Origin of the sequence: Marinobacterium arenosum (assembly GCF_019795155.1) — a bacterium.
Classification (GTDB): Bacteria; Pseudomonadota; Gammaproteobacteria; order Pseudomonadales; family Balneatricaceae; genus Marinobacterium_C; species Marinobacterium_C arenosum.
Genome location: NZ_JAILYN010000006.1, coordinates 102,321 through 128,014, shown reverse-complemented (window position 1 = coordinate 128,014; position 25,694 = coordinate 102,321). Strand labels below are relative to the sequence as shown.

Genomic DNA, 25,694 nt, shown 5'->3' with positions numbered 1-25,694 from the left:
AATTATCGGAATCCGTCGTTGCCAGTGGGGCAGCGCCGGGCCTGTAGTGGGCGTTTGCAATCGGGGAGGTCTGTATGCCGGCGCTGTTGATCGATCTGGACGGTGTTGTCTATCAGGGAGAGGCGCTGATTCCCGGTGCCCGCAAGACGTTGCAATGGCTGCGGGAGGAGGGCATTCCGCATCTGTTCCTGACCAATACCAGTTCGCGCCCGCGGCGACAGATCTGCCAGAGACTGGCCGGCATGGGGATCCATGTGGACGAAGAGGAGATCCTGACCCCGGTGGTCGCCGCCCGGCACTGGATCCATAACCATATCGACGGTCCGGTGGCGGCCTTTCTGCCGGATGCCACCCGCGAGGATCTGGGCGATACCAAGCTGTTGCCCGAGGACAAGGAAAGCGGCGCCGCCTGCGTACTGGTGGGCGACCTGGGCGAGCGCTGGGACTTCGCCACTCTCAACCGTGCTTTCCGGCTGCTTGGCGGTGCATCGCAGCCGCCGTTGCTGGCACTCGGCATGACCCGCTACTGGCGTGCCGAGGACGGTCTGCGGCTGGATGTCGGCCCCTTTGTCGAGGCGTTGAAATTCGCCAGTGGCCGGGAGCCGATCGTGCTGGGCAAGCCGGCGGCACAGTTTTTCTGGCAGGCCACCGAGCTGCTCGGGGCGGAGATCGAGCAGGCGCTGATGATCGGTGACGATATTGTCGGAGACGTGCGCGGCGCCCAGCAGGCGGGCCTGAAGGCGGTGCAGGTGCGGACCGGCAAGTTCCAGCCCAAAGATCTGGTCGGCAGCATCGAGCCGGATAGCATTCTCGATTCGATCGCCCAACTGCCGAATTGGCTGCTGCAAAACAGCTAAGCGTACCGACTTTCTGCAGCGCCAGGCTCTGCCGAACCTCCCAACCATCAGATGCGGGTACCGGCGTCGCCGGCCGGGTGCGGCGGCTTCGCAAAACCGGCTAAAACGCCCGCCGTACGGAATTATTTGACGATGTCGCGTTTCGACACGTCCCCGGTGGCTATCAGAACGTTTCCCGCTTTGCCCTGCGCTATCCTCCTGCGCTGAAACGATCAACCCGTGTCGTAACCGATCGCACAGGGCTTACCGGTCGGTCGAGTTCGAGGCTGACGGGGCCCGGTTAACATCCGGTGCGCCACAACGAGACTTCAGCATGAAATCAGATCTCAGCATCAGCCAGCCACAGTATGCCAAGGGCTTTATACTGGTGCTATTTGCGGCATTTTGTTACGGCCTGCAGCCGTATTTCGCCCACCAGGCCTATCAGGCAGGCGCCGATCCGGTTGGCTTGCTGCTGGCACGCTTCACGCTGGCCGCCGGGCTGATGCTGCTGTGGCTTAAAAAGCGCAAGCTGCGTCTGCCGGCCGGCCGGCCGTTTGCCCAGACGCTGCTGATCGGCATCGGCTATGCGGTGGCGGCCATGGGGTACTACCGGGCCAGCCACAGCACCTCGGTGAGTCTGGCGGTCATTCTGCTGTTTTCGTTCCCGGTGTTTGTCACCCTGTTCTCCATCTTCTTTCTGAAGGAGCAGACCAACTGGCGCAAGATGCTCAGCCTGCTGCTGGCCAGCGCGGGGGTGATGTTGGCGACCGGCATGGACTTTCACGGCGATCTGGAAGGCGTTTTGTGGGCGCTGTTCGCCGCCCTCAGTTATGGCGCGGCGATTCTCTACGGTACCCATAAGATGTCGTCGCAAAGCCCGCTGGTCTCGGCGACGGTGATTCTGGCCGGCGGTGCGATCACGCTGGCGCTGATCGGCCTGTTGCAGGGGGCCGCCTGGCCGCAGACGGTGGCTGGCTGGGGCGCGACCCTGGGGCTGGCTCTGTTCGCGACCCTGCTGCCGCTGGCCGCTTTTGTCGGTGGTTCGCCGCATATAGGCGCCTCCAATGCATCGACCCTGTCGATGCTGGAACCGATCGTCGCCGTTTCCATTGCCGTGTTGCTGATTGGCGAGCGTTTCAGCTCCGCCATGTTGTGGGGCGGTGCGCTGGTGGTGATTGCGGCGACGATGCTCTCGAGCAGTCAGCGGCAGCCCACAGCCTGCCAGAGGATCGCTGAATAGTCAGACCGCGGGCTTCAACGGCGAGGTTCCGGCCAGACCTGTAATTGTGCCGGCGTTAGCTTGCGTAGCTCGCGCTGCAGAATGCGGTAGTTGTCCAGCTCGAAACGGACCCCGTTATCGTCGTCAGCGGCCGCCAGCAGCGGTTCGATCTGATCGAACTCTTCGGTGTTGCCCAGATAGCGCCACTGATGCACCAGGTGCCAGCAGTGCAGGCCGTTATCGTCGTTCTGCTCGTGGATGCTGATCGGGCCGTCGAACGGCCAGCGGGCAACTGCCATGCCGGATAGCGCCAGTTGCAGCCGAAGGTTGTAACTGTCCGCCGGCTCTGCTCCGACACAGGCCCCCTTGCAGCGTTTCAGCTGGCGGCCGAAGCAGGGCCCGCTGCCACCTGTCAGGCCGCTGCGGATCTCGCACAGTTGATGCTTCTTGACCAGCCCCTGCAGCGCCTTCTTGGCATCGCTGGCCTTGCTGAACTGGCCGTAACATTGCTGCAGCTGGTCGGCCGGGATCTGCTCGAACGAGCACAGGGTTGGCACCAGGTAGCCGTCACCGTCGGCTTGCAGGCGCCAGCAGAACAGTTCCTGCTTGCTGCGCAGTCGCCGGTTGTAGATCGGCTGCAGCTGTTTGATCAGCTCCGACTCCAACAACAGTGCGGCCAGCTCGCCGGCGCAGGGCCGGCACTCGATATGGCGGGTCTGCTGGACCAGCTTCAGTTCGCGGCTGTTGCTTAGCGCACCGGAGAAGTGGCTGAACACCCGGCTGCGCACGTCGACGCTCTTGCCGACGTAGAGCAGGCTGTCGTTGTCGCCGTAGATCAGGTAGACGCCGGGGCCATCCGGCAGGTGCAGCAGATCGCTGCGTGCCAGCTGCGGCGGCAGGTGTACCTCGCGGATCGCCTGTTTGACCTGCTGATCGATCAGCTGGGCGCCGAACCGCTGCTGCCAGCGGCCCCAAAGCTGGGCCAGGGCGGCGGCGTCGTCCATCGCCCGGTGGTGCTGGCCGAGTTGCAGATCCCAACGGCGGATCAGTGTCGCCAGGTTGTGCTTGTGCTCCTCCGGCTGCAGCGCCCGCGACAGCCGCACCGTGCAGAGGTGGCGCTGGCCCAGCACCCGCTGGCAGCGGGCCAGCTCGCGGCTCAGGAAGCCGTAGTCGAAACGCACGTTGTGGGCCACGATCACCCGGCCGTTCAGCAGCGTCTGTACCTGCTCGGCCAGTTCGGCGAAGGGCGGTGCATCGGCCACCATCGCATCGCTGATGCCGGTCAGCTGCTGGATCGCCGGCGGTATGCGAAGCCCCGGATTGACCAGCGATTGCCACTGCTGCCAACCCTGCTCGCGGTCATACCAGATCAGCCCGATCTCGGTGATCCGGTCGTGACTCAGGCTGGCACCGGTGGTTTCCAGATCGACAAAGATCAGCTGTGCCAGCCACAGGTCGTCGGCGGCCGGAGGCGGGAGCAGATTGTCGGACAGGGATTCAACGGTCATCAGACACTCGGGTGATTACTTCAACGCAGGGGCGGACAAGCGCCGGTCGGACCTTTATGATCCCGGTTTATGGAGGAACCCTCAATGCTGAATTTTTCCGAAGCGAGTGAACGCAACAAGGGGCCGATCCTGGCGATTCTGAGCCAGGCGCTGAGCGGCCCGCAACGGGTACTGGAGATCGGCAGCGGCTCCGGCCAGCACGCCCATCATTTCACCGAGGCGCTGCCGCAATTGTATTGGCAGTGCACCGAGCTGGACGAAAACCTGGCGGCATTGCAGCACAACCTGGCGGCGATCGGTTCGCCGGCGCTGGCGGAGCCGGTAGGCCTGGATGTCCGCGCCGAGCATTGGCCGCTGGCCGGGCCGTTCGATGTAGTCTATTCGGCCAATACCCTGCATATCATGGGCTGGCCGGAAGTTGAGCAGTTCTTTGCCGGTGTCGGTCGGGTGCTGGCCGCGGATGGCCTGCTGCTGGTCTACGGCCCGTTCCGCTACGGCGGCGACTACACCAGCCCGAGCAACGCCCAGTTCGACCGCTGGTTGCAGAAGCGCGACCCGCGCAGCGGCATCCGCGATTTCGAAGCGGTCGACGCATTGGCCCGGGAGATCGGTCTGAGCCTGATAGCCGACCATGCGATGCCGGCCAACAATCAACTGCTGATCTGGCAGCGTCGGTAAACGTCGAGTTGCGGCATCCCCGTTGTTATCGTCGGCCGGTTTCCGTCACTCCCGTGCCGCTGTCAACCCAAAACTGTTAACTCGCGGCTTTGAAAACCTGTCATCCCGTTGCAAAGCGGTTTTGCTAAGAACATTTGCTAAGAAACCCTGTATTGAAGCCATGGAGGCGAGGACAACATCGTGAAACTGAGCCACCTGGACCATTTGGTGCTGACGGTACGCTGCATTGACAGTACGCTGAAGTTCTACAGCGAGGTGCTGGGGATGAGCGTCGAGACCTTCGGCGACAACCGCAAGGCGCTGCAGTTCGGCCGCCAGAAGATCAACCTGCACCAGCTCGGCCAGGAGTTCGAACCCAAGGCCGATACCCCGATGCCCGGTTCCGCCGACCTCTGCCTGATCAGTGAAACGCCGCTGGAACAGGCGATGGCGCATGTCCGCGGCCAGGGCGTCGAGATTGTCGAGGGGCCGGTGACCCGGACCGGTGCCCAGGGGCCGATCCGCTCGTTCTATCTGCGCGACCCGGATCTGAATCTGATCGAAATCTCCTGCTATCCGACCATCGACTGACCCGGCAGCGGGCACCGTCCTGGTGCCCGGTAACTGTTTTTGTCAGTCGATCAGCGCCTTTTTGCTACTGCATTTCGAAGCGCTTTGCTCTGCAATAGATTGCGACGGTAAAACAAAAATAACAGGGACTGTCTGTTACCGGTTGCCAGGGCCTGAATTTCGGCAAACCGGTTGCCGGCGTCCGATCCGGAGCGACCATCGTGAACACTCTGCTGACCCCCGTGATACGGTTGATGAACCGTATGCCCTATCTCTACAAGTTCGTGTTTATCAGCCTGGTGCTGGTGGTGCCGCTGGTGGTGCTGGCGGTGTTGCATATCCAGCAGCTGCAGCAGCAGAAAGGTGACACCGAACAGCGATTGCAGGGGCTGGCGACGCTGCAGCAGTTGTCAGAGCTGAAGCGCAGCCTGGACAACTACCGTGACCTGCGCTTCCTGGAGGGCTACCTGCCGGCAGCCGCCCGGGGCGATATCGCCAGCCGCATTGAGCAGCAGCGGCAACAGGTGCGCACCGCGCTGGCCGGCCTGCAGCAGCCGGGCTTGCACAGTCTCTGGCAGCAGGTCGATACCGGCCAGTATGCCAGCAGCGACAGCAGCGATCTGGAATCCCGCTTCAAACACTTCGCCAAACTGACCCATGCGGTCGACAACCTGGCCAGCCGCACCGCTTTCGAGGCTGGCCTGTCGCAGGACCCGGACCCGATCAACTATATGCTGCTGCGGCTGTTGCTGAGCGAACTGCCGGATGTGTCCCTGCACCTGGGCGAAGCGCGCGCGTATTCCGGCTACGCCCTGCAGGCCCAGCGGATGCCGTCGTTCCTGGCCGACCTGCTGAACCGGGTGTTGCTGAACATCAGTGCCGATCTGAACCGTCTCAAGCAGCAGGACCGACTGTTGCCGGGCAGCGACGAGCGGGCCGAGCAACTGGTGGCCGAGGCGCTGCAGCGGGCCAACGTCCAGTTGGAAACCTCGCTGCTGCGGCTCGAGGACGATATCGTGGTTGGCATGGCGATGGACCAGCCCTGGCAGCAGTTCTTCGATGCGGTCGATGCCGACCTGCAGGTAATCACCCGGGTCGACCGGGTGGTGCTCGGCCAGGTGGCCGAAAAGCTGACGTTGCGGTTGGCCGAACAGCAGCAGCGGCTGGATGGCCTGCTGATCGCATTGGCGCTGGTGGCCGTACTGGCGGCTTACTTCTGCCTTGGCTTCAATCTGTCGGTGCGCGATAACGTTGAACGGGTGCTGCAGGCGGCACGGGCACTGGCGCAGGGTGACCTGACCACCAAGGTGCAGCTCGATGCCCGTGACGAGATGGGCGCGCTGATCCGCGAATTCAACGAGATGACCCAGCGGATCCACGACGTGATCGGCCAGGTGCAGGGGATGGCCGGCGAGGTGGCCGAGCAGTCCACCGGGCTGGACCGTGCCGCCCACAGCTCCAGCGCCGCCGCCCGTCAGCAGCGCAGCCAGACTGAACAGATCATCCAGGCGATCAACGAACTGCGGGTGGCCGCCGGCGATGTGTCGGCGGCGATTGCCGACGCTTCGGACCGGGCTCAGCACGCCAACCAGCTGGCCGACGACGGCCATCGCCAGGTGGATCATACCCTGGCTGAGATCGAGCAGTTGGCGAATAACGTCGAACAGTCGGTGCAGGCGATCAACCGGCTGGCGGAAGACAGCCAGGAGATCGGCCGGGTGCTGGACGTGATCAAGGCGATCGCCGAGCAGACCAACCTGCTGGCGCTGAACGCCGCCATCGAAGCGGCCCGCGCCGGCGAGATGGGGCGCGGTTTCGCGGTGGTGGCCGACGAGGTGCGCGACCTGGCCCAGCGCACCCACAGCTCCACCGAGCAGATCGAACAGATGCTGAGCCGGTTCCGTAACGGGGTCAGCGATGCGGTGCGTTACATGAACGACAGTCAGCAGTGCGCCCGCAGCACCGTCGGGGAGTCCGCCCGGGTGGGTGAGGCGCTGGCGCAGATCACCGATGCGGTGGCCAGCATCGTCGCCACCAACACCCAAGTGGCGGCGCTGTCGGTTCAGCAGGCGGATCTGGCTCATGACGTCAGCCGGCGGATGGATGAGATCAGCCAATGCAGCCACCAGGCCGCCGAGGGCGCCGACACCACCGCCGGAGCCTGCAACGAGATGAACGCGCTGTCCGGCCGGCTGCAGCAGCTGGTGGCTTCGTTCAGGGTCTGAGCTGCGGTTGTTACTGCGGTTGCCGCCGACAGCGTTGCGATGATAAGGGGCGGGGAGGTTCACCCGCTGGGGGACGCTTGCCACATCCCGACCGGGCGGTTAAATCTGTCTACTCAGATCTATCAACTCAAGACTCTGCTTAAAAAAAACCGCGCGGCCGGGAAGGGGGAACCGGTCGCACGGTCAGGGATAGAGGCTGTCGGAAAACGTAGCGAGCGAAGGTGAGACAAGGAAAAAATCAGCGAAAAAGCGGAGTTTACATGTTGTAAATGAGCATTTTGAGTTGATTTTTAACGCCGTATCATCGAGCGCAGTAGTTTTGCGACAGCCTTGATACCCGTGGGTATCGGAGGCAGATCTGTTACCAGCTCAGCACCGCGCCCAGGGCGACGCTGTCGGTCTCCCGGCTGGCGCTTTCGGTGCGGTCGTATTCGGCCACCAGTTTCAGGTTGTCGTTGACGCTGTGGAACCAGGCGACGGCGCTGTTCTCCGCATCCAGGTCGTTGGCACCGGCGCTGCTGCCGCCCTCGTTCTCGCCGTAGGACACCACCAGCCGCTCCTTGCCGAAGCTGTACGAGGCCTGTAGCAGGTAGCCGTCGACGTCGGCGTTATCGGCGGTAACGAAGTTGGCCAGCCCGGCGGTGCCGACCCCTTCGGCATCGAAGCCGGAGGCAGTCAGTGACAGGCCGGCGTACTTGACGTTGACGCCGTAGGAGACACCACTGGAGTCCACTTCGGCGGCGCCATTGCTGGAGCTCTGGCTCATGCCGCCCAGCCAGGCTTTCACGGCGGCGCCGTTCAGATCGACGTTATAGGTCAGTTCCGCCTCCAGCCGCGGTGCGTCCTCTTCGGAACCGGCCGCCGACTTGTTCGGGTCCAGCAGGCCGACCGCCAGCTGCAGGCCGTGACGGACCGGGCTGCGGTAGGTGATCTGGGCGTTCGGGAACGGGTACAGGTAGCCGGTGCCGATATTGCCGAACGACACGTTGCCGCCGTCCACCAAGCCGTCGGAGCCGATCTGGCCGTAGCCCAGCAGCAGTTCGTCGCCGAGGATGTTGCTGCGGCCGAACAGTGCGAAATCCTTGCCGACCAGTACCTGGCCCCAGTCACCCTCCACGGTGCCGTAGAACTGGCGCACGTCGATACCGGTGTCGGTCACCCCGTGGCCGGCGCTGCCGGCCCGTACCGGATCGCTGTCATTGATGGTGACCCAGAACGACGAGCGGGCGCCCAGCTTCAGGTCGTCTGCCTGCTTGCCGAAATCGAAGCCGATCCAGTTCGGCAGGAAGCCCATCTTGACCCGCGCCTGGTCGCGATCCAGCGAGTCGTCGACGTCGTCGATATCGCTGCTGACGTAAAAGGTATTGATCAGACCGTCGGTGCTGAAGGTGGTGCCGTCCTTGTCGTACAGGGTGATGCCGGCAGCGGCCGGGGTGCTGAGCGCCATGGCGATGGCGGCGGGTAACAGCGGCAGCATCGGGTTGTTATTTTTCATATCGCCCTCGTGATCGGTGTTGGAAGGTCCGTCGGCGGACCGCTTTTTTGATTTTTTTTAATTACTTGCATTGGCTGGCAATGGCCGGGAATGGCGATCGATTATCGGTAGCGGCCGGCGGGCGAGGTATGCCGCTTTGGCGCTGAAAGGATTGCACTTTGGTGGTTCGGTTCGCTCAGCTGGGTATAGGGCGCACAGGTCTTGGCGAGGCGTGAGCCAAGTGGCCTGCGCTCTAAGGTGTAAGGGGCTTCGCTGGCAGCTATGCGATGGGTGTAGGGTGAGAGTATTACTGCGGCGGCAGCAGGCGGCTCGAAGACGGGCGAGGTGAAGGCCGTCAGCGGGCAGGCCTTGCCATGTAAATATACTGCCGAGGTTGGATACCGTCAGCTAGAGATATAGTGATAATAGGAACTATTGCTGTGTGCCTGTTCGACCGCTCTGGTCGCTTTGGGCAGCGGGTACAAAATAACAATAACAAGTCCGGGGTGGCGTGCTGCTGCTTAGCGGGCAAGAGGGTAATGGGCTGATGGAACACGAACTCTGCAACCTGCGTAAATTCGTTTCGCCGGAGATCATCTTCGGCGCCGGTGCACGCCATGCGGTGGCCAACTATGCGCGCAACTTCGGCGCCCGCAAGGTGCTGATCGTCTCCGACCCCGGCGTCGAGAAGGCCGGCTGGGTGGCCGACGTGCAGCAGTCGCTGGCGGCACAGGCGCTTGAATTTGCCACCTTTATCGACGTGTCGCCGAACCCCCGTGCCGAAGAGGTGATGGCCGGCGCCGCGTTCTACCAGCAGCAGGGCTGCAACCTGATCGTCGCGGTCGGCGGCGGCAGTCCGATGGACTGCGCCAAGGGGATCGGCATCGTCAGCAGCCACGGCGGCAGTATCCTCGAGTTCGTCGGCGTCGACACCATCCATGTGGCGATCCCGCCACTGATCTTCATCCCCACCACCGCCGGCACTTCGGCCGATGTCTCCCAGTTCGCGATCATCAACGATCAGCAGGAGCAGATGAAGGTTTCCATCGTCAGCAAAGCGGTGGTGCCGGACGTGGCGCTGATCGACCCGGAAACCACCGCCACCATGGATACCTTCCTGACCGCCTGCACCGGCGTCGATGCGATGGTGCACGCTATCGAGGCGTTCGTGTCGACCGGCGCCGGGCCGCTGACCGATATGCACGCGCTGGATGCGATCCGGCTGATCAACGGCAATCTGGCGGCGCTGGTGGCCAGCCCGGACGATCTGCAGCTGCGCGAGCAGATCATGCTCGGCTCGATGAAGGCCGGCCTGGCGTTCTCCAACGCCATTCTCGGCGCGGTGCACGCGATGTCGCACAGCCTGGGCGGCTACCTGGACCTGCCGCACGGCCTCTGCAACGCGATGCTGCTGGAGCACGTGATCGACTACAACTACGCCGACGCGCAGGACCGCTTCAAGGTGATCGCCGAAACCATGGGGCTGGACACCCGCGGCCTGAACCCGGCCCAGATCAAGCAACGGCTGATGGCTCGGGTAATAGAGCTGAAGGGGGCGGTCGGCCTGACCCAGAAACTGGCGGAGATCGGCGTCAGTCGCAGCGACATCCCGACGCTGTCGCGCAAGGCGCTGAATGATCCCTGCATCGTCACCAACCCGCGCCGCTCCAACCAGCGGGATGTCGAGGTGGTCTATGAAGAAGCGCTCTGAAGCTTCGGTCGCCCGCTTCGAAGATCTGATCGGTCTGGGCGACCAGTCGGCCCGCAAGACCTACCACGCTGAACTGACCCGCAAGCTCGACGAGCTGGAGGCCGAGCGCAACCGCTACAAGTGGCTGTTCGAAAACGCCCTGCACGGTATCTTTCAGGCCGACCTGAACGGCGGCATCCTGACCGCCAACCCGGCCATCGCCAGGATCTGCGGTTATGACAGTCCGGCGGCGGTCTGCCAGCAGGTTTCCGACCTGGCCGGCGAGCTGTTCTGCTGCCCGGAGGATCTACAGCGGCTGACCGAACGGCTGCTCAATACCGGCAAGATGATGGCGATGGAGACCCAGCTGCGGCGTCGCGACGGCAGCTGTGTCGATGTGTCGATGAACGTGCTGCTGAAGCCGGAGGGCGAGCGGCCGGTGATCGAGGCGTTCGTGCAGGACATTACCGAACGCAAGCGGGCCCAGAACGCGCTGAAACAGCTCAACGAGGAGCTGGAGGGACGGGTCGAGGAGCGCACCGAGCAACTGCTGCAGCTGAACGAACAGCTGCGCACCGAGATTGACGAGCGCGAGCAGGTCGAGCAGCAGTTGAAGGTCGCCAAGGAGCAGGCCGAGCAGGCCAATCGCTCCAAGGATAAATACCTGGCCGCCGCCAGCCACGACCTGCTGCAGCCGATGAACGCCGCCCGGCTACTGGTGGCGGCGCTGCGCGAGCGGCCGCTGGAGCAGCAGGACGGTTACCTGGTCGAACGGGTGCACCTGGCGCTGGAGGGCGCCGAGGAGCTACTGACCGACCTGCTCGATATCTCCAAGCTTGACCAGAACGCGGTCAAGCCGGAGCTGTGCGAGTTTCCGCTCGGCCAACTGCTGGACAGCCTGGCGGCGGAGTTCCAGCCGGTGGCGGAAGCGGCCGGGCTTGAGCTGCGGGTGCAGTCGAGTGGGCTCTATCTGCGCTCCGATACCCGTCTGCTGATGCGGATATTGCGTAATTTCATCTCCAATGCGATCCGTTACACCGACAGTGGCCGGGTGCTGCTCGGCTGCCGGCGGCGCGGCGACCGTCTCAGCCTGCAGGTCTGGGACAGCGGCAGCGGTATTCCGGCCGACCGGATCGACGATATCTTCCGGGAATTCCAGCAGCTGCACCGCCAGGGCGAGCGCAAGGGCGTCGGCCTGGGGCTGGCGATCGTCGAGCGGATTGCGCGGATGCTGGAACATCCGATCGAGGTGCGTTCCGAGCTGGGGCGGGGCTCGATGTTCGCCATCGAGGTGCCTTTGGCGGTCGCAATACGGGAGCAGAGGATACCGACCGCGCCGCAGATCGTACTGAATGCGCTGGATGGCTGCCGGCTGCTGGTGGTCGACAACGAGGAGTCGATCCTGGTCAGCATGCGGGCGCTGCTCGGCGAGTGGGGCGCCGAAGTCGCTGTGGCCCAGGACCGCCGCCAGGCGCTGAAGTTGTGTCAGGCGGGATTCCGACCCGATGTGGTACTGGCCGACTACCATCTGGCCGACCAGGATACCGGTACCGGCGTGATCGCCGCGTTACGCGCCCGCTACGGTCCGCTGCCGGCGCTGCTGATCACCGCCGACCGCAGCGACGCCTGCCGTCAGCTATTCCGAGAGCTGGAACTGCCGGTGCTGAATAAACCGGTTAAGCCGGGCAAACTGCGCGCTCTACTAACCCATCTGCTGACCGAGCGGCCACCGGCAGGCATCGGTTAGCTGCCGATGCTGGCTACGGATGGCAGCGGCACTAAAGTAGTAGCCTGGCGCCGTCCACTTGGTATGGTCTGTCGAGCTGGGGCTGGGAATAAAAATAAAGCTAATAAAAACAAAGGGTTACTTGCTATCTTTTGGCAATGGGAAGGGGCTGGAACAGCGCCTAAGTACAATACCGGCCCGAATGGCCGGCAGCCTAAAATAGTCTTTGAATAACCCTTGAACCGCTTTTGGGTTGCTCTTGAAAACGTTTCTACCAGGTAGCCGATGTGTCTGAATTTATCCCGCTGACCACCGCCGTTTCCTACCAACGCCAGCCCGGCCCGGCCGCCGAGGAGCTGCGCCGTACGCTGCAGGGGCCAGAGCTGGGTTTCGTGCTGTTTTTCTGCTCCGCCGACTACCCGCTGGAAGCGCTGGCGAAGGCGTTGAACCAAGCGTTCGACGGCCTGCCGATGGCCGGCTGCACCACCGCCGGCGAGATCACCCCCGATGGCTACAGCCAGGGCTGCATCACCGCGATCGGCTTCGACCGGCGCGGCTTCGCGGTGGAGGGGACGCTGATCGAGCAGCTCGATCCGTTCTCGCTGACCGACGCCCAGGCCCAGGTGGAGCAGCTGATGCGGCGCTGTGCCGAACGGCAGATTGCGCCGATCAAGGGCAATACCTTCGCGCTGACCCTGCTCGATGGGCTGTCGGTGCAGGAGGAGCTGGTGCTGGCGGCACTGAATGCGGCGCTGGGCTCGATCCCGCACTTCGGTGGCTCGGCCGCCGACGAGCTGCAGCTGATCGACACCCACGTGTTCTTCGACGGCCGCTTCCATACCGGCGCGGCGGTGCTGCTGTTGTTCAATACCCGCTGTGATTTCAAGGTGTTCAGCCGTCACCATATGAAGCCAACCGACGACAAACTGGTGGTGACCGCCGCCGACAGCGACCAGCGGCGGGTGATGGAGCTGAATGCCGAGCCGGCGGCGCAGGCCTATGCCGAAGCGGTCGGCCTGCCGCTGGCGGCACTGGACCACAAGGCGTTTGCGCTGAACCCGATCGCGGTAAGGCTGGGCGACGACTACTACGTGCGCTCGATCCAGCAGGTTAACGAGGATCTCAGCCTGAGTTTCTACTGTGCGGTGGAGAACGGCATCGTGCTGACCGTGGTGAAACCGGGCGATATCGTCGAGGAGCTGCGCCGGCAGCTGGCCCAACTGGAACAGGAGATCGGCACGCCGCAGTTGATCATCGGCTGCGACTGCTTCCTGCGCCGCCTTGAAGTGGAGCACAAGGGGCTCAAGGCGGAGATTTCGGCGCTGCTGCGTGATTCCCGGGTAATCGGCTTCAACACCTACGGCGAGCAGTTCGCCGGCATGCATATCAACCAGACCTTCACCGGCGTGGCGATCGGGAGTTGCCCGGATGAGTAAAGACGACAGCGGGCTTGATCCCGCCCGCCGGATCGCCGAACTGGAAGCGGAGAATGCCCGCTTGCGGCGGATCAACCAGGCGTTGATCGAGCGGGTCGAGTCCGGCCAGGCGCAGCGCGCCGGTCCCTATGCCGCGTTCGAGCACTCGGTAGTGCTGGCCGAGCAGGTGCGCGACCGGACCGAGGCGCTCAACCATGCGTTGTCGGAGCTGAAGGTCAGCCACCGGGCGCTGAAGCGGGCCAACCAGCAGGCGGCCACCGCCCATCAGCGGCTGATCGACGCGATCGAGAGTATCTCGGACGCGTTCGTGCTGTTCGACAGCGAGCGGCGGATTCTGCTGTTCAACAGCAAGTTCGAAGCGGTCTGGCAGGGCTCCGGGGTGGAGATCGCCACCGGCATCACCATCGCCGATATCAAGCGGCTGGCGCAGCAGAGCGGTCTGGTTGCCGAGCAGTACCCCGGCGCCGGCGATACCCGGGTGTTCCGGCTGGCCAACGGCAACTGGGTGCAGATGCGTGAGCGGCCCACCTCCGACGGTGGGCTGGTGATCCTGTATACCGACATTACCGACCTGAAGGCGCGCGAGACCCTGCGCCGCGAGCAGGCGCTGGCGCAAAAGAGCCGGCTGCTGCAACGCACCGTGGAAAACCTGTCGCAGGGGGTGGTGCTGGTCAACCCGGATGGCCGGTTGGAGGTCTGGAATGAGCGCTTCGTCGACCTGACCGGTGTCGATCGCCAGCTGCTGGAGCGCCATCCGCCGTTCGAAGCCCTGCTCAGCGACGCCCCCGATGCGCTGTTAACGCCGGACAGCGGCAACAGCCTGGCGTCGGAGCGCCACCTCGGCAGCGGCCGGGTGATCGAGGTACGCACCCATCCGATGCCGGATGGCGGTTTCGTCAACACCTATACCGATATCACCGAACGCCACCAGCATGCCGAAGCGCTGCGCGAGAGCGAACGCTGGATCCGGCTGATTACCGACCATGTGCCGGCGCTGATCGCCTACGTCGACGACCAGCTGCGGTTCAGTTTCACCAACCAGGTGTACGACGACTGGTACGGCTGGCCGCGCGGTGCATTGAACGGCCGTACCATCCGCCAGGTGCACGGCGAGGCGCAGTTCGAAAAGCTGCGACCCTACATGGCGCGGGCGCTGGCCGGCGAGAGCGTGACCTTCGAGATCGCCGAGCGCAACGGCCAGGGCGAGGAGCGCTATATGCTCAAGTCCTATGTGCCCAACCGGCAGGGCGACGGCCGGCCGGTCGGCTTCTTCGTATTGATCCGCGATATCACCGAACGGCGCCGTACCGCCGAGGAACTGAAGCAGGCCTATCAGCATATGGAGCAGCGGGTGCATGAGCGCACCTCCGAGCTGATGGCGCTGAACAAGCAACTGCTGCTGGAGATCGATGAGCGGCGCCAGGCCGAGGCCCGGCTGCGCGAGGCCAAGAAAGAGGCCGAGCAGGCCAACCTGTCGAAGACCAAGTTTCTGGCGGCGGTCAGCCACGATCTGCTGCAGCCGCTCAATGCCGCCCGGCTGTTCACCGGCGCGCTGGCCGAGCAGCCGCTGGACGCGCAGCCTCGCTCGCTGGTGGGCTCGTTGTCCAACTCGCTGGAGGATGTGGAGTCGCTGCTCAGCACCCTGGTCGATATCTCCAAGCTGGATGCCGGCGTGGTGCAGCCGGACCTGACCTGTTTCCAGGTCCGCGAACTGCTCGACAATATCGCCAACGAGTACCGCCAGGTGGCGCAAAGCGAGGGGCTGCAGCTGCGCTTCGTCGGCAGCAGTGCGGTGATCCGCAGCGACTCCCAACTGCTGGCGCGGATTCTGCGCAACTTCCTCTCCAACGCCATCCGCTATACCCGCCACGGTCGTATCCTGCTCGGTTGTCGACGACGCGGCGACCGACTGCGGTTGGAGGTCTGGGACACCGGGGTCGGCATCCCGCAGGCCCAGTTGCGCGAGATCTTCCAGGAGTTCAAGCGGCTGCAGCCGGCCGAAGCCCGGCAGGACAAGGGGTTGGGGCTTGGCCTGGCGATCGTCGACAAGATCTCGCGGGTGCTGGATCACCCGATCAGCGTGGCGTCGCAGCAGGGCCGAGGGTCGATGTTCGCCGTGGAGGTGCCGCTCGGCACCCTGCCGGCGCCGAGCGCCACCCAGGGGCCGGCACTGCCGCACCGGGCGGAGCGGCTGCAGGGGGCCCGCATCTGGGTGATCGACAACGACCAGGCGATCTGCGAAGGGATGGCGACGCTGATGCGGGGCTGGGGTTGCCAGGTCTGTACCGCGCTGTCGCTGGAGGATCTGCTGCGCCAGCGTAATCCGGCGCGTGACCCGGTCGACCTGATCATCGCCGACTACCATCTGGATAACGGCCGCACCGGTGTCGAGGCGGTTGATGCGATCACTGAGTTGATGGCGGCGCCGGTGCCGGTGTTGATGATTACCGCCAACTACAGCCAGGAATTGAAGGCGCAGATCCGTCGCAAGGGCCATCTGCTGATCAACAAACCGGTGCGGCCGCTGAAGCTGAAAACCACCCTCAACCACCTGCTGGAGCAGTGATTAACTGGGGGATGCAATAGCCTGTAGGGTGGGCACGTTTTTTGTGCCCACGCGGCGCTTGTTCAGCTGATGTAGATGTTTCCCGCTAATCCGCAATAAACCATAAAATAGGCGATGCGGAGATGATTTCGCCTTTCAAATTGCGGTGGTAAGATGCGCGCCTTTCCAACCCCCAACCTGGCAAACAGGGAAACCAAATCGCTATGAGTTTGCTCCTCTCCACCTGGGTGAAGTTCTTCTTCCTGTTCGCACCGTTCTTCGTGGTGTCGATGTTCCTGTCGCTGACCCGTGGCGAAACCCCCGCCGCCCGCGGCAAGATCGCCAACCGCGCGGTGATGGCGGCCTTTCTGACCTCGCTGGTGCTGTTCTTCTTCGGTACGCCGCTGTTCGAGGTTCTCGGCATTACCCTGGATTCGTTCCGGATCGGCGCCGGCATCCTGCTGTTTCTGTCGGCCATCTCGCTGGTCCGTGAAGGGGTGCGGGTGCACGCCGAAGTGCCGGCCGAACAGCGTGACGACGTTTCGGTGGTGCCGCTGGCGATACCGACCATCATCGGCCCGGCGACTATCGGTACCATCCTGGTCTACGGTGCTGAACTGTCCGGCCTGGATATGGCGCTCGGTCTGACCGGCATGGTGCTGGCACTGGCCTGCCTGCTGGTGTTGCTGCACCTGGCCAGCCGGCTGGAGAAGCTGCTCGGCAACACCGGCTTCAACATCCTGTCCAAGATCACCGGTCTGATCCTGGCGGCGATGGCAACGGAGATCGTGATCTCTGGTCTGCTGGGGGTGGTAGCGCGGGTTTCTTGATACCCGGCGATCAGGCTGGGGCGCCCAGCAAGGCGCCCTTTGTCTCAATTTAACCGCGCGCGGCCTTGGCCAGGAAGCGGTCCAGCTGGTTGGCGAATTCCTGCCGGTCGGCCTGGCTCAAGGCGGCCGGGCCGCCGGTCTGGACGCCGCTGGCGCGCAGGGTCTCCATGAAATCACGCATATTGAGCCGGGCGCGGATATTGGACTCGCTGTAGAATTCGCCGCGCGGGTTCAGCGCATGACCGCCCTTGGCGATAATCTCGGCCGCCAGGGGGATGTCGGCGGTGATCACCAGATCGCCCGGCTGGCAGCGTTTGACGATCTCGTTATCGGCGATATCGAAGCCGGCCGGCACCTGCAATGCCCGGATCAATGGTGTCGGCGGGGTGGCTAACGGCTGGTTGGCGACCAGCGTCAGCTGGGTCTCGGTACGCTCGGCGGCGCGGAACAGAATCTCTTTAATCACCTTCGGGCAGGCGTCGGCATCGACCCAGATCTGCATCGGTGGCGGTCTCGCTATGGCTTTCGGAAAGCTCCATGATACGCGGCTGGGCCGGAAAACCGAACCGATTCTGCTAAGCTCCTTTTCTACTATCGCAGCTAATAATCAGAACCCTATGAACGGCAGTCTGACGTCCGGCCACAGGTTAACGAAATTGAATCAACCAAAAAAATCAAAAAAACCAAAAAAACTAAAAAAAGCGGCGGTGTTGTGGACCGGTGGCAAGGATTCCGCGCTGGCCTTTGAGTTGTGCCGGCAGGATTGCGAGATCGTCCGGTTGGTCACCTTCGTGCCGCTGACCGGCCAGCCGTTCCGCGCCCATCCGCTGGCGGCGATGCGGGCTCAGGCAGAGTCGATCGGCCTGCCGCACCAGTGTATCGAGGTGGATGAGCCCTATCGCGTCAGCTATGTGGCGGCGATCCGCCAGTTGCGGGAGGAGGGGGTCGAGGTGCTGATTACCGGCGATATCGCTCCGGTGGACGGCTATCCGAACTGGATCAGCGAATGTGCCGAGGGGATCTGCCAGGTAATGCTGCCGCTCTGGGCGGTGCCGCGCGAACAGCTGTTGGCGCAACTGCAGGCGCGTGGTTTCGAGGCGGTGATCACGTTGGCTTATCACCGTCATTTCGGTGCCGACTCGCCGGTCGGCAAGCCGCTGGATGCGGCGATGATCGAACGGTTCCGCGCCATTGCCAGCGAGCCGCCGTTCGACCTCTGCGGCGAGAACGGCGAGTATCACAGCTGCGTGCTCGATGCGCCCTATTTCCGTTGGCCGGTGGCGTTGACCGGCGCTCGGCAGGAACAGACGCAGGAGTACGACTATCTTGTCTGGCAGGGTGCCGAAAGGTCCGAAGATCCTGCGTTCGCCGGTTAATCAGTTCAAAGCTCGTCAGCCTGCACCTGCTGTACCAGCTCGCGCACATGGTCGGCGCACTCGCAGCAGCGGGGCGTCAGGCCATGTACCGCGAAGATCTCGCGATACTCCTGTTCGCCGTCGTCGATCGCTTCGTGGATATCGTCCACATACAGGTCGTTGCAGGTGCATACCAGGGTCGGGTCGGCCTGCTTGCGTTTTACGTCCATCGCCGAATACCAATCTGTCGTAAAAGAAGGCTATTTTAGAAGGATGGAGTTATTTGCTACATCGCAAATACTGCATCTGAATATGAGCCGGATCGAGGAAGGAGCCCGCTTATGAATTATCAGCTTTATGTGGTCCGCATCTTCGTGCATGACTGGGCCGGCGCGGTTGCATTCTACCGGGACATTTTGGAGATGCCCTGCGTCTTCGAAGATGAGCGGCTTGGCTGGGCTCAATTCCAGGCGGGCGAGGCTTTTATCGGCGTCGAACGGGTCAATCCGGGTGATGAAAAGGCGGCGGCCCTGGTCGGTCGTTTTGTCGGCGTCTCGCTGGCGGTGGCAGATATCGAGGCAAGTTACCGCCAGTTGACCAACAAGGGCGTCGCCTTCAGCGCGCCACCGCAACGCCAGCCTTGGGGCGGTATCCTGGCCCATTTCAAGGATCCTGAAGGCAATGAGCTGACCCTGCTGGGTACCCGCGGCGGCAGCAGCGTTCAATAATCCTCGCTATCTTCACAGCCCTTTCCGCATGCCTGCGAGCAGATTGGCTGGCGGATTGGCTGTGGTTGCCGGGCCCGCCGTCGCCATCGGGCACTATATTGAAAGGGAAGCAACAGCCTCGAGGGGAGGTGCGCCATGAGCAACCTGATATGCGATGCCCAGCCGATTGAGTGTCCGGGGCGAGAGCACTGTCCGGCCCGGCAGGAGTATCCGCTACGCAGCAGTATCTTGGGCGAAGGGTTGCAGATCCAACGGGCACTGCCGCACCGCGAACGCAGGTTGGTCGGCCCCTGGTGTTTTCTGGATCATTTCGGCCCGGTACCGTCGACCGGCCCGCGGATGATCAATGTCGCCCCCCATCCCCATATCGGCCTGCAGACCGTGACTTGGTTGTTCGGCGGTGAGATCCACCACCTGGATAGCCTGGGGTTCGATCAGCTGATCCGGCCGGGGCAGCTCAACCTGATGACCGCCGGCCGCGGCGTGGCACACTCCGAGGAGAGTACCTCGCCGACCGGGGCGATGATGCATGGCGTGCAGCTGTGGGTCGCGTTGCCGGGGCCCATGCGCCAGCATGAACCGGCCTTTGAACACCATGCCTCGGTACCGAAGTTCACCATCGATGATGTCGATATCCAGCTGTTTGCCGGTGAGTTGGCCGAACACCATTCGCCGGCCCATTTCTGGTCGCAGATCGTCGGTGCTGAACTGCGGGCGCGCAAGGATACCGAGCTGAGCCTGCCGGTCTACCCCGAACATGAACACGCGCTGTTGCTGATCGACGGCCACGCCCGGGACCCGAAAGGGGGGCTCAGCCACGATCAGCTGCTGGTGATCGGTGCCGGTACCGATTGCATACCGTTGCAGATGGATGCCGGCACGCGGTTGATCCTGATCGGCGGCGAGCCGCTGGATGAGGATATCGTGATCTGGTGGAACTTCGTCGCCCGTACCGCCGAGGAGATCGAGCAGGCACGGGAGGCCTGGCAGCACGGTGAATTCGGCCAGGTTGACGGTTACCAGGGTGAGCCGATGACGGCGCCGCCACTGGAGGGGCGGCCGAGAGCTGGCCGTTGAGTGGTCCGTTAGAAGCTATCAGCGCTTCAGATACTGGTTGAAATCGATATTGCCGGCCGACAGCACCGCCTGGATCCGGTTGTGCACCCCCAATTTGCGCAGGATTGCCGAGACATGCGCCTTGACGGTGGTTTCGGCGATATTGAGGTTATAGGCGATCTGCTTGTTGGATTCGCCCTTGGACATCCGCTCCAGCACCAGCAATTGGCGGCGGGTCAGCGAGTTGAGCAGCTCCGGCGGGATCTGGCTCTCCTCCTGGCGACGGCTGCGGCTCTCCGGCTGGCTGGCGCGGATGATATCGGACGGCAGGTAGACATTGCCGGCCAGAATCTGCTCCAACGCCTCGGTCATCTGCTCGCGTGGCGAGGACTTGGTGATGAAGCCGACCGCACCGTAGGTGATCGCCTGCAGCACGATCTGCTTGTCCTCCTCGGCGGACACGATCACCACCGGGATGGTCGGGGCTTCGTTACGCAGGGTGATCAGGCCGTTCAGGCCGTTCATGCCCGGCATGTTGAGATCCAGCAGGATCAGGTCCAGATCGTCATGTTGCTGGGTGAGTTCCAGCGCGCTGTCCAGGTCCTGGGTTTCGAATGTCTCGCAGCCGGCGAAGCCGGTGCGGATCACATTGTTGATCGCCTCGCGGAACAGCGGATGGTCGTCCGCAATCAGGATCTTGTACACAGTCTCTCTCCCAGCCTTATAGTTATTGTTCCGGCCTGCCTGAATGTCCCTGGCTGAGCTTCATCCCTGAAACACCAACTTCAATCAACTCTTAAAAAGTAACGGATTATCTGAATCATACTGCAAATGCCGCCGGTGGGTCAGGGATAGGGCACCGGTTCGACCGATGTCAGCGGTAGTTCCGCTTCGCGCCAGCCGTCGATGCCGTCGCGGTACCAGTACAGGTTGCCATAACCCCACTGATGGGCACGCCGCGCCGCGTTCCAGGACATCCAGCAGTCGGCCCGGCAATAGAACACCAGAGCCCGTGCCGGCTGTTCGGTGCGCAGCCGCTGCAGATTGCGCTGGAAGTAGTCCAGCCAGGCCGGCTCCGGCTCGCCGTAGCCTACGTTCGGCAACCAGAGGCTGCCGGGCAGCTGCTGGTAGTCCTTCTGCTTGATGAATCGGCCGGCTTTCCAGCTCAGTGGCCGCACGTCCAGCAGCAACGGCGGATTTGCGCCGGCCAACAGCTGCTGCAGTTCACTGGTTTCGAGTGTCACCGCCCCGTCGGTCTGTTCCGGTGTCGGTGCGCGGTAGCGTGCCTGCCGGTAGCCGTCGGCGGTAAACAACTGCTCTGCCTCGGCCGCTGCCGGCGGCCATTGCGCGGTCGTCGTTTCGGCTGCACCGCTGTGCAAGCTGAGCAACAGACCGCCCAGTATGGCGAATAGGTATGCCATAGCCCCTCCTGTCAGACCTTCATTACAGCCTGCGCAGCAGATCGGCTGAATCCTACCATGGGCCGAAAAAACCGATACCAAAGTACCGGTTTGGCGGAGTTTTCAATTCAATATCAATTTCCCGGTGAAGCCTGTTGTAGCAGCCCGCTTGGCATGCCCCTTGAGTACCGAGGGCGACTGTTTTTGACGCTGGCCGCTGGAGTCCGGGGGCGCGGATGAGCCTGCCCGGCCGGGTCCGGCCCTACACCAGATCGCCAGCCGGCCGCAGCGCCAGGTTGACCATCGCCCGTTCGGTGCGGCTTTGAATCTGAGGCAACAGCTGGGCTATCTGCAGTTCGGTTAGCGCGGCCCGCTGCCATTTGCTGTGGAAGCAGCGCTGGATGATCAGGTCGTTCAATTCGCCGGCCGACAGGGAGGGCCAGTGCGGCACCTTCAGCAACATTACGCTGATCAATTCGGCCTGCTGCAGCACCGTCAGCATGGCACCGGTCTGCGGCGGGATACGGGTATCGCGACTGGCACCGTAGTAGTAGTGCAACTTGACCAGCTTGCGTAGCGGTTGGGGAATGTTCCAGCGCTTCATCGCCTGGTGGCCGAGCATCGCGTGGTCGAAGCCGAACTGCTCCCGCTCGTCCAGCACCAGCCGCTGTGGCACCTGCCAGCCACGGGCTTCCAGCCGGGTCAGTTCGGCCGGCTGGCTTTCGAACAGGATCAACCGGCCGATGTTGAGTAGCAGGCCGGCGCAGTAAGCCTGGTCCGGGTTTACGTTCAGGTGGCGGCTCTGTTTGGCGATCAACCGGGCGGCGATGGCGGTCTGCAGGCTGTTCTGCCACAGGCCGCGTTCGGCCGGGCTGGAGGGGACGAAGGTCGGGAATACAGAGCGCGAGGCCATCAGCTCGGCGATGATCCGGCCGCCGATCCGGCTGACCGCCTGGTTCAGCGTCAGCACCGGCGCGCTAGGTGCCGAGTGGGCCGAGTTGGCCAGCCGTAGCGCCAGCAGCGCCAGCGATGGGTCCTGTTCGGTCAGCAACAGCAGGTTGCGGAAGAAGGCATCGCTGTCGGCATCCATCGCCATCAGCCGGGCCAGCACCGATGGTAGCAGTGGCAGAGTGTGCAGCCGCTCCAGCAGCTGCTGCAGCGTATCGGGGAGGGCGGACGGATTCGAATGGGGCATCGGGCTCGATTCATGGCAGTGCTTTCAGCCATTCTATGCACAACCGCTGTCCATGCATAACCGCTGTCGATGATCTGCAATAATTGCGTATGATTGCGATCTCGGAGGCAGGACTCCGGGCTTGGAGCTGCGGGTAAGGAGAGAAGCGAATGTACAGTCAGGCACTGTTGACCGGCGCGGTGGTTATGAGCGTCGCCGTGGTATGGCCGCTGATAGCGCGGATGGTGGAGCGGGCGGCCAATCGCCGTGCGGTACCGAGGGTGCGGCTGCTGGTGGTGCGCAAGTTTTTTTCGGTGCTGGTGGCGCTGGTGGCGGTGGCGGCGCTCTGCCTGATCTGGGGCGTCGACTATTCGCAGCTGCTGATCTTTTTCACCTCGGCGTTCGCGGTGATCGGCGTGGCGATGTTCGCCCAGTGGTCGCTGCTGAGTAATATCACCTCCAGCATCATCATCTTTTTCGTGTTCCCCTACCGGATCGGCGACCGGATCGAGGTGGTCGACAAGGATTTTCCGATAGTCGGCACGATCACCGAGATCGGCCTGTTCCATGTCCATATCGAGACCGACGGCGGCGATATGGTGCACTATCCCAACAACCTGATGCTGCAGAAGCCGGTGCGCAAGAGTCGCGACGACAAGCCGGCGGCGGGGCAGCCGATCGATCCGATCAGTTGACGCTCAGCGGGCGCGGGCGGCCCGCTGTGGACTGAAACCGGCCACCGCCAGCAGGCTGAACGCCAGCGTGCAGCCGGCGGTGATCGCCAGTGCCGGCAGGTTGAGCTGCTGGTAGAGCGCGAAGCGGACCAGCTCCACCGCGTGGCTGAACGGGTTGGCCAGGCAGAGCCAGTAGAGCCACTCGCTGGCCTCCCGCATCTTCCACAGCGGATAGAGCGCCGAGCTGAGGAAGAACATCGGGAAGATCACGAAGTTCATCACCCCGGCGAAATTCTCCAGCTGGCGTATCCGGCTGGAGATCAGTAGCCCCAGCGCGCCGAGCATCAGCGCCACCAGCACCAGCGCCGGCAGCACCGTCAGGTAGCCCAGCGGCGGCGGCTCGACGCCGACCGGCCGGGCGATCGCCAGGAAGGCGTAGACCTGGGCCAGCGAGATCAGTGCGATCGCCAGCAATTTGCAGATCAGCAGGAACGGCCGTGGCAGCGGGCTCATCAGCAGCACCCGCATACTGCCCATCTCGCGGTCGTAGACCATCCCCAGGCTGCTCTGCATGCCGTTGAACAGCAGGATCATGCAGCACAACCCAGGCGCGATATAGACCTCGTAGGTGATGTAGGTCTCGTAGGGCGCAATGATGGCGATGCCGAGCGCGGCGCGAAAGCCGGCGGCGAACACCAGCAGCCACAACAGCGGCCGCACCAGCGCGCTGAGGAAGCGGCTGCGCTGGCTGATGAAGCGCAGAAACTCGCGGCCGAGAATGCCGCGAAAGCCGAACCAGTAGCTGTTCATGCGACTTGCTCCCGCTGGCCGGCTTCTTCTGGCCCGGTCAGCTTGTCGAACGCCTCGGCCAGGCTGTTCACCTGGTTGGCGGCACAGATCGCCGCGCCGGGCGCATCGGCCCGCAGCCGGCCGCGATGCAGCAGCAGTACCGGGTCTTCTGGTTCTATCTCCTCAATCAGGTGGGTGGCCCAGAGTACGGTCAGTTGGCGCTCGCCGCACAGTTGGCGTACATGGCGGTTGAGCGACCGGCGAGTCTGCGGATCGAGGCCGACTGTCGGCTCGTCCAGCAGCAGCACGCTCGGCTGGTGCAGCAATGCCCGGGCGATCTCCAGCCGGCGGCGGTGGCCGCCGTTCAGGTTACGGACCTTGTCGTCGAGCCGTTCCAGCAGGTCCATCCGAGCCAGCTCCTGTTCGATCCGGCGCTGCAGCGCGGCGCCCGCCAGGCCGTGCAGGCTGGCGTGGTAGCGCAGGTTCTGGGCGACGCTGAGATCCAGGTCCAGGCTGCTCTGCTGGAACACCACGCCGAGCTGACGCATCAGCCGGGCGGGGTGGCGGCGCAGGCTGTGACCGTTGATCTCGATCTCACCCCGCTGCAGTGCGTAGAGCCGGGTCAGCAGCGCGAACAGGGTGCTCTTGCCGGCGCCGTTCGGCCCGAGCAGGGCGTTGAAGCGGCCCGCCGCCAGCTGGAAGCTGACCGATTCCAGCGCCGGACGCGGCCCGTAATGGAACGACAGCTCGCTGACTCGAATGCTCATAGGAAACCTCGCGTGGATTTGGTCGACGTCAGGGCAGCACCACCACCCCCCAGGGGTAGCGGCCGACCTTGATCGACTTGGTGACCTTCAGCTGGTCGACATCGATCACCGACACATCGCCGCTGACGCCGTTGGTGGTCAGCAGCCGTGACTGATCTTCGTTGAACGCCATATGCCAGACCCGGCGGCCGACCAGCAGGTAGTCCAGCACCTCGAAGGTTTTCGCATCGACCACCGCGACATGGTTGGCCGGGCCCAGCGCGATAAAGGCGTAGCGGCCGTCGTCGGTCAGTTTGACCCCCACCGGCTGCACCTTGTCGGGGTGCACGCCGCGGATCTTGAAACTGAGCTTGTGCTGGATCTGGCGGCTGGCGACGTCGATTACCGATACCGTGCCGCCGATCTCCGACGAGGCCCAGAGAATGTTGCCGTCCTTACTGAACTCGACATGGCGCGGCCGCTGGTCGACCAGGGTGTTGTCGACCAACTGGTGGGTCTCGGTGTCGATCCAGTGCACCATGTTGGTGGTCTCGCTGGTGTTGACCGCCCACTTGCCGTCCGGGCTAACCGCCATCCCCTCGGGCTCGACGCCGACGTCGATCTGGGCGACCACGCTGCGGTCGCCGGTATCCACCACGGTGACCAGCGCATCATCCTCGTTGGCGATATAGAGCAGCCGGTCGTTGGGGTGCAGTGCGAACTGCTCCGGGTCCTCGCCGGAGGGCAGTTCGGCGATGATCTGGCGGGTCTTCAGGTCCATGATCTGCACGGTGTCGGAGTCGGACGCGCAGATGTAGAGCTTGCTGTGGTCTTTCGACAGGGTGATGCCGCGCGGCCGCTGGCCCACCGGCAGGGTTTCGGTGACCTGCAGGCTGTCCAGGTCGATCAGCGACAGGGTGTCGTCCTTCTCGTTGGACACGATCGCGGTGGCGGCCACTGCCGTGGAGGACAGCGCCGTGGCCGCGAAGCCACTGCCTGCAACCAGCAGCGACAGGCTCAGAGATTTCAGCAGGGTTGTTGTCTTCATAAGTT

The 25,694-nt window shown here is 63.5% G+C and carries 24 protein-coding genes; 14 read left to right on the top strand and 10 right to left on the bottom strand.

Translation table 11 applies throughout. From position 1 onward, the window contains the following. Positions 1–74 precede the first annotated feature (74 nt). Both K6T12_RS04695 and K6T12_RS04690 read left to right on the top strand, forming a co-directional pair. Complete coding sequence (locus K6T12_RS04695; protein WP_222219964.1) at positions 75–857, top strand: TIGR01458 family HAD-type hydrolase; 783 nt, start codon at positions 75–77, stop codon at positions 855–857. 313 nt (positions 858–1,170) lie between these two features. Then, positions 1,171–2,079 carry a DMT family transporter gene (locus K6T12_RS04690; protein ID WP_222219962.1) on the top strand — a complete coding sequence of 303 codons (909 nt, stop codon included), beginning with the start codon at positions 1,171–1,173 and terminating at the stop codon, positions 2,077–2,079. A gap of 14 nt (positions 2,080–2,093) precedes the next feature. On the opposite strand, the gene K6T12_RS04685 is transcribed toward K6T12_RS04690, so the two are convergent. Then, complete coding sequence (locus K6T12_RS04685) at positions 2,094–3,566, bottom strand: exonuclease domain-containing protein (protein WP_222219960.1); 1,473 nt, start codon at positions 3,564–3,566, stop codon at positions 2,094–2,096. A gap of 84 nt (positions 3,567–3,650) precedes the next feature. Between K6T12_RS04685 and K6T12_RS04680 the strand changes: the two genes are divergently transcribed. From K6T12_RS04680 to K6T12_RS04670, 3 genes are all read left to right on the top strand, one after another. Continuing rightward, positions 3,651–4,244, top strand: coding sequence for a DUF938 domain-containing protein (locus tag K6T12_RS04680; RefSeq protein WP_222219958.1), 594 nt, complete (start codon positions 3,651–3,653; stop codon positions 4,242–4,244). Positions 4,245–4,424: 180 nt separating this feature from the next. Beyond that, positions 4,425–4,814, top strand: a complete 390-nt coding sequence (locus K6T12_RS04675; protein ID WP_222219956.1) for a VOC family protein — start codon at positions 4,425–4,427, stop codon at positions 4,812–4,814. 200 nt (positions 4,815–5,014) lie between these two features. Beyond that, on the top strand, positions 5,015–7,018 hold the full coding sequence (locus K6T12_RS04670) for a methyl-accepting chemotaxis protein (RefSeq protein WP_222219954.1): 2,004 nt from the start codon (positions 5,015–5,017) through the stop codon (positions 7,016–7,018). A 361-nt stretch (positions 7,019–7,379) separates the two neighbouring features. Here K6T12_RS04670 and K6T12_RS04665 read toward each other — a convergent pair whose 3' ends face one another. Next, a complete protein-coding gene (locus K6T12_RS04665) occupies positions 7,380–8,513 on the bottom strand; it encodes a porin (RefSeq protein ID WP_222219952.1) in 1,134 nt (377 codons plus the stop codon). Positions 8,514–9,039: 526 nt separating this feature from the next. Between K6T12_RS04665 and ercA the strand changes: the two genes are divergently transcribed. The 5 genes from ercA (at position 9,040) to K6T12_RS04640 (ending at position 16,719) form a co-directional block, all read left to right on the top strand. Next, positions 9,040–10,203 (top strand): alcohol dehydrogenase-like regulatory protein ErcA, encoded by a 1,164-nt coding sequence (gene ercA / locus K6T12_RS04660; protein WP_222219950.1) that lies wholly within the window; start codon positions 9,040–9,042, stop codon positions 10,201–10,203. Continuing rightward, a complete protein-coding gene (locus K6T12_RS04655) occupies positions 10,187–11,929 on the top strand; it encodes a PAS domain-containing hybrid sensor histidine kinase/response regulator (protein WP_222219948.1) in 1,743 nt (580 codons plus the stop codon). Before ercA ends, K6T12_RS04655 begins: the two co-directional genes overlap by 17 nt. A gap of 266 nt (positions 11,930–12,195) precedes the next feature. Continuing rightward, positions 12,196–13,344 carry a nitric oxide-sensing protein NosP gene (gene nosP / locus K6T12_RS04650; RefSeq protein WP_222219946.1) on the top strand — a complete coding sequence of 383 codons (1,149 nt, stop codon included), beginning with the start codon at positions 12,196–12,198 and terminating at the stop codon, positions 13,342–13,344. Then, positions 13,337–15,910 carry a hybrid sensor histidine kinase/response regulator gene (locus K6T12_RS04645; RefSeq protein WP_222219944.1) on the top strand — a complete coding sequence of 858 codons (2,574 nt, stop codon included), beginning with the start codon at positions 13,337–13,339 and terminating at the stop codon, positions 15,908–15,910. The genes nosP and K6T12_RS04645 overlap by 8 nt, the downstream gene beginning before the upstream one ends. Before the next feature lie 203 nt (positions 15,911–16,113). Continuing rightward, positions 16,114–16,719 carry a MarC family protein gene (locus K6T12_RS04640; RefSeq protein ID WP_222219942.1) on the top strand — a complete coding sequence of 202 codons (606 nt, stop codon included), beginning with the start codon at positions 16,114–16,116 and terminating at the stop codon, positions 16,717–16,719. Positions 16,720–16,768: 49 nt separating this feature from the next. On the opposite strand, the gene K6T12_RS04635 is transcribed toward K6T12_RS04640, so the two are convergent. Beyond that, positions 16,769–17,221 (bottom strand): YaiI/YqxD family protein, encoded by a 453-nt coding sequence (locus K6T12_RS04635; protein ID WP_222219940.1) that lies wholly within the window; start codon positions 17,219–17,221, stop codon positions 16,769–16,771. Positions 17,222–17,426: 205 nt separating this feature from the next. Between K6T12_RS04635 and K6T12_RS04630 the strand changes: the two genes are divergently transcribed. Next, positions 17,427–18,095 (top strand): Dph6-related ATP pyrophosphatase, encoded by a 669-nt coding sequence (locus K6T12_RS04630; protein WP_222219938.1) that lies wholly within the window; start codon positions 17,427–17,429, stop codon positions 18,093–18,095. A gap of 5 nt (positions 18,096–18,100) precedes the next feature. Here K6T12_RS04630 and K6T12_RS04625 read toward each other — a convergent pair whose 3' ends face one another. Next, the gene (locus K6T12_RS04625) at positions 18,101–18,304 is read right to left on the bottom strand and encodes a (2Fe-2S)-binding protein (protein WP_222219936.1); all 204 of its coding nucleotides are present in this window, start codon (positions 18,302–18,304) and stop codon (positions 18,101–18,103) included. Positions 18,305–18,415: 111 nt separating this feature from the next. On the opposite strand from K6T12_RS04625, the gene K6T12_RS04620 reads away from it, so the two are divergent. Beyond that, the gene (locus K6T12_RS04620; protein ID WP_222219934.1) at positions 18,416–18,802 is read left to right on the top strand and encodes a VOC family protein; all 387 of its coding nucleotides are present in this window, start codon (positions 18,416–18,418) and stop codon (positions 18,800–18,802) included. Positions 18,803–18,937: 135 nt separating this feature from the next. Then, on the top strand, positions 18,938–19,879 hold the full coding sequence (locus K6T12_RS04615; protein ID WP_222219932.1) for a pirin family protein: 942 nt from the start codon (positions 18,938–18,940) through the stop codon (positions 19,877–19,879). Between the two features lie 18 nt (positions 19,880–19,897). Here the strand turns inward: K6T12_RS04615 and K6T12_RS04610 are convergent, their stop codons facing one another. From K6T12_RS04610 to K6T12_RS04600, 3 genes are all read right to left on the bottom strand, one after another. After that, positions 19,898–20,563, bottom strand: a complete 666-nt coding sequence (locus K6T12_RS04610) for a response regulator (RefSeq protein WP_222219930.1) — start codon at positions 20,561–20,563, stop codon at positions 19,898–19,900. A gap of 140 nt (positions 20,564–20,703) precedes the next feature. Beyond that, positions 20,704–21,279 (bottom strand): rhodanese-like domain-containing protein, encoded by a 576-nt coding sequence (locus K6T12_RS04605; RefSeq protein ID WP_222219928.1) that lies wholly within the window; start codon positions 21,277–21,279, stop codon positions 20,704–20,706. 241 nt (positions 21,280–21,520) lie between these two features. Beyond that, complete coding sequence (locus tag K6T12_RS04600) at positions 21,521–22,453, bottom strand: HDOD domain-containing protein (protein ID WP_222219926.1); 933 nt, start codon at positions 22,451–22,453, stop codon at positions 21,521–21,523. A 149-nt stretch (positions 22,454–22,602) separates the two neighbouring features. Between K6T12_RS04600 and K6T12_RS04595 the strand changes: the two genes are divergently transcribed. After that, a complete protein-coding gene (locus tag K6T12_RS04595; protein WP_261358541.1) occupies positions 22,603–23,127 on the top strand; it encodes a mechanosensitive ion channel family protein in 525 nt (174 codons plus the stop codon). 3 nt (positions 23,128–23,130) lie between these two features. Here K6T12_RS04595 and K6T12_RS04590 read toward each other — a convergent pair whose 3' ends face one another. Genes K6T12_RS04590 through K6T12_RS04580 form a run of 3 tightly spaced genes read right to left on the bottom strand, consistent with a single transcriptional unit; the run spans position 23,131 to position 25,689 of the window. Then, complete coding sequence (locus K6T12_RS04590; RefSeq protein WP_222219924.1) at positions 23,131–23,916, bottom strand: ABC transporter permease; 786 nt, start codon at positions 23,914–23,916, stop codon at positions 23,131–23,133. After that, the gene (locus K6T12_RS04585; RefSeq protein ID WP_222219922.1) at positions 23,913–24,662 is read right to left on the bottom strand and encodes an ABC transporter ATP-binding protein; all 750 of its coding nucleotides are present in this window, start codon (positions 24,660–24,662) and stop codon (positions 23,913–23,915) included. The genes K6T12_RS04590 and K6T12_RS04585 overlap by 4 nt, the downstream gene beginning before the upstream one ends. 28 nt (positions 24,663–24,690) lie before the next feature. Further along, positions 24,691–25,689, bottom strand: coding sequence for a YVTN family beta-propeller repeat protein (locus K6T12_RS04580; RefSeq protein WP_222219920.1), 999 nt, complete (start codon positions 25,687–25,689; stop codon positions 24,691–24,693). Between the last annotated feature and the right edge of the window lie 5 nt (positions 25,690–25,694).

What these genes read in the sequence shown, in the direction of transcription:
- K6T12_RS04695 (WP_222219964.1), top strand. Translation starts at nt 75, where the DNA reads ATGCCGGCGCTGTTGATCGATCTGGACGGTGTTGTCTATCAGGGAGAG.
- K6T12_RS04690 (WP_222219962.1), top strand. Translation starts at nt 1,171, where the DNA reads ATGAAATCAGATCTCAGCATCAGCCAGCCACAGTATGCCAAGGGCTTT.
- K6T12_RS04685 (WP_222219960.1), bottom strand. Translation starts at nt 3,566, where the DNA reads ATGACCGTTGAATCCCTGTCCGACAATCTGCTCCCGCCTCCGGCCGCC.
- K6T12_RS04680 (WP_222219958.1), top strand. Translation starts at nt 3,651, where the DNA reads ATGCTGAATTTTTCCGAAGCGAGTGAACGCAACAAGGGGCCGATCCTG.
- K6T12_RS04665 (WP_222219952.1), bottom strand. Translation starts at nt 8,513, where the DNA reads ATGAAAAATAACAACCCGATGCTGCCGCTGTTACCCGCCGCCATCGCC.
- ercA (WP_222219950.1), top strand. Translation starts at nt 9,040, where the DNA reads ATGGAACACGAACTCTGCAACCTGCGTAAATTCGTTTCGCCGGAGATC.
- K6T12_RS04655 (WP_222219948.1), top strand. Translation starts at nt 10,187, where the DNA reads ATGAAGAAGCGCTCTGAAGCTTCGGTCGCCCGCTTCGAAGATCTGATC.
- K6T12_RS04645 (WP_222219944.1), top strand. Translation starts at nt 13,337, where the DNA reads ATGAGTAAAGACGACAGCGGGCTTGATCCCGCCCGCCGGATCGCCGAA.
- K6T12_RS04640 (WP_222219942.1), top strand. Translation starts at nt 16,114, where the DNA reads ATGAGTTTGCTCCTCTCCACCTGGGTGAAGTTCTTCTTCCTGTTCGCA.
- K6T12_RS04635 (WP_222219940.1), bottom strand. Translation starts at nt 17,221, where the DNA reads ATGCAGATCTGGGTCGATGCCGACGCCTGCCCGAAGGTGATTAAAGAG.
- K6T12_RS04625 (WP_222219936.1), bottom strand. Translation starts at nt 18,304, where the DNA reads ATGGACGTAAAACGCAAGCAGGCCGACCCGACCCTGGTATGCACCTGC.
- K6T12_RS04620 (WP_222219934.1), top strand. Translation starts at nt 18,416, where the DNA reads ATGAATTATCAGCTTTATGTGGTCCGCATCTTCGTGCATGACTGGGCC.
- K6T12_RS04615 (WP_222219932.1), top strand. Translation starts at nt 18,938, where the DNA reads ATGAGCAACCTGATATGCGATGCCCAGCCGATTGAGTGTCCGGGGCGA.
- K6T12_RS04605 (WP_222219928.1), bottom strand. Translation starts at nt 21,279, where the DNA reads ATGGCATACCTATTCGCCATACTGGGCGGTCTGTTGCTCAGCTTGCAC.
- K6T12_RS04600 (WP_222219926.1), bottom strand. Translation starts at nt 22,453, where the DNA reads ATGCCCCATTCGAATCCGTCCGCCCTCCCCGATACGCTGCAGCAGCTG.
- K6T12_RS04595 (WP_261358541.1), top strand. Translation starts at nt 22,603, where the DNA reads ATGTACAGTCAGGCACTGTTGACCGGCGCGGTGGTTATGAGCGTCGCC.
- K6T12_RS04590 (WP_222219924.1), bottom strand. Translation starts at nt 23,916, where the DNA reads ATGAACAGCTACTGGTTCGGCTTTCGCGGCATTCTCGGCCGCGAGTTT.
- K6T12_RS04585 (WP_222219922.1), bottom strand. Translation starts at nt 24,662, where the DNA reads ATGAGCATTCGAGTCAGCGAGCTGTCGTTCCATTACGGGCCGCGTCCG.
- K6T12_RS04580 (WP_222219920.1), bottom strand. Translation starts at nt 25,689, where the DNA reads ATGAAGACAACAACCCTGCTGAAATCTCTGAGCCTGTCGCTGCTGGTT.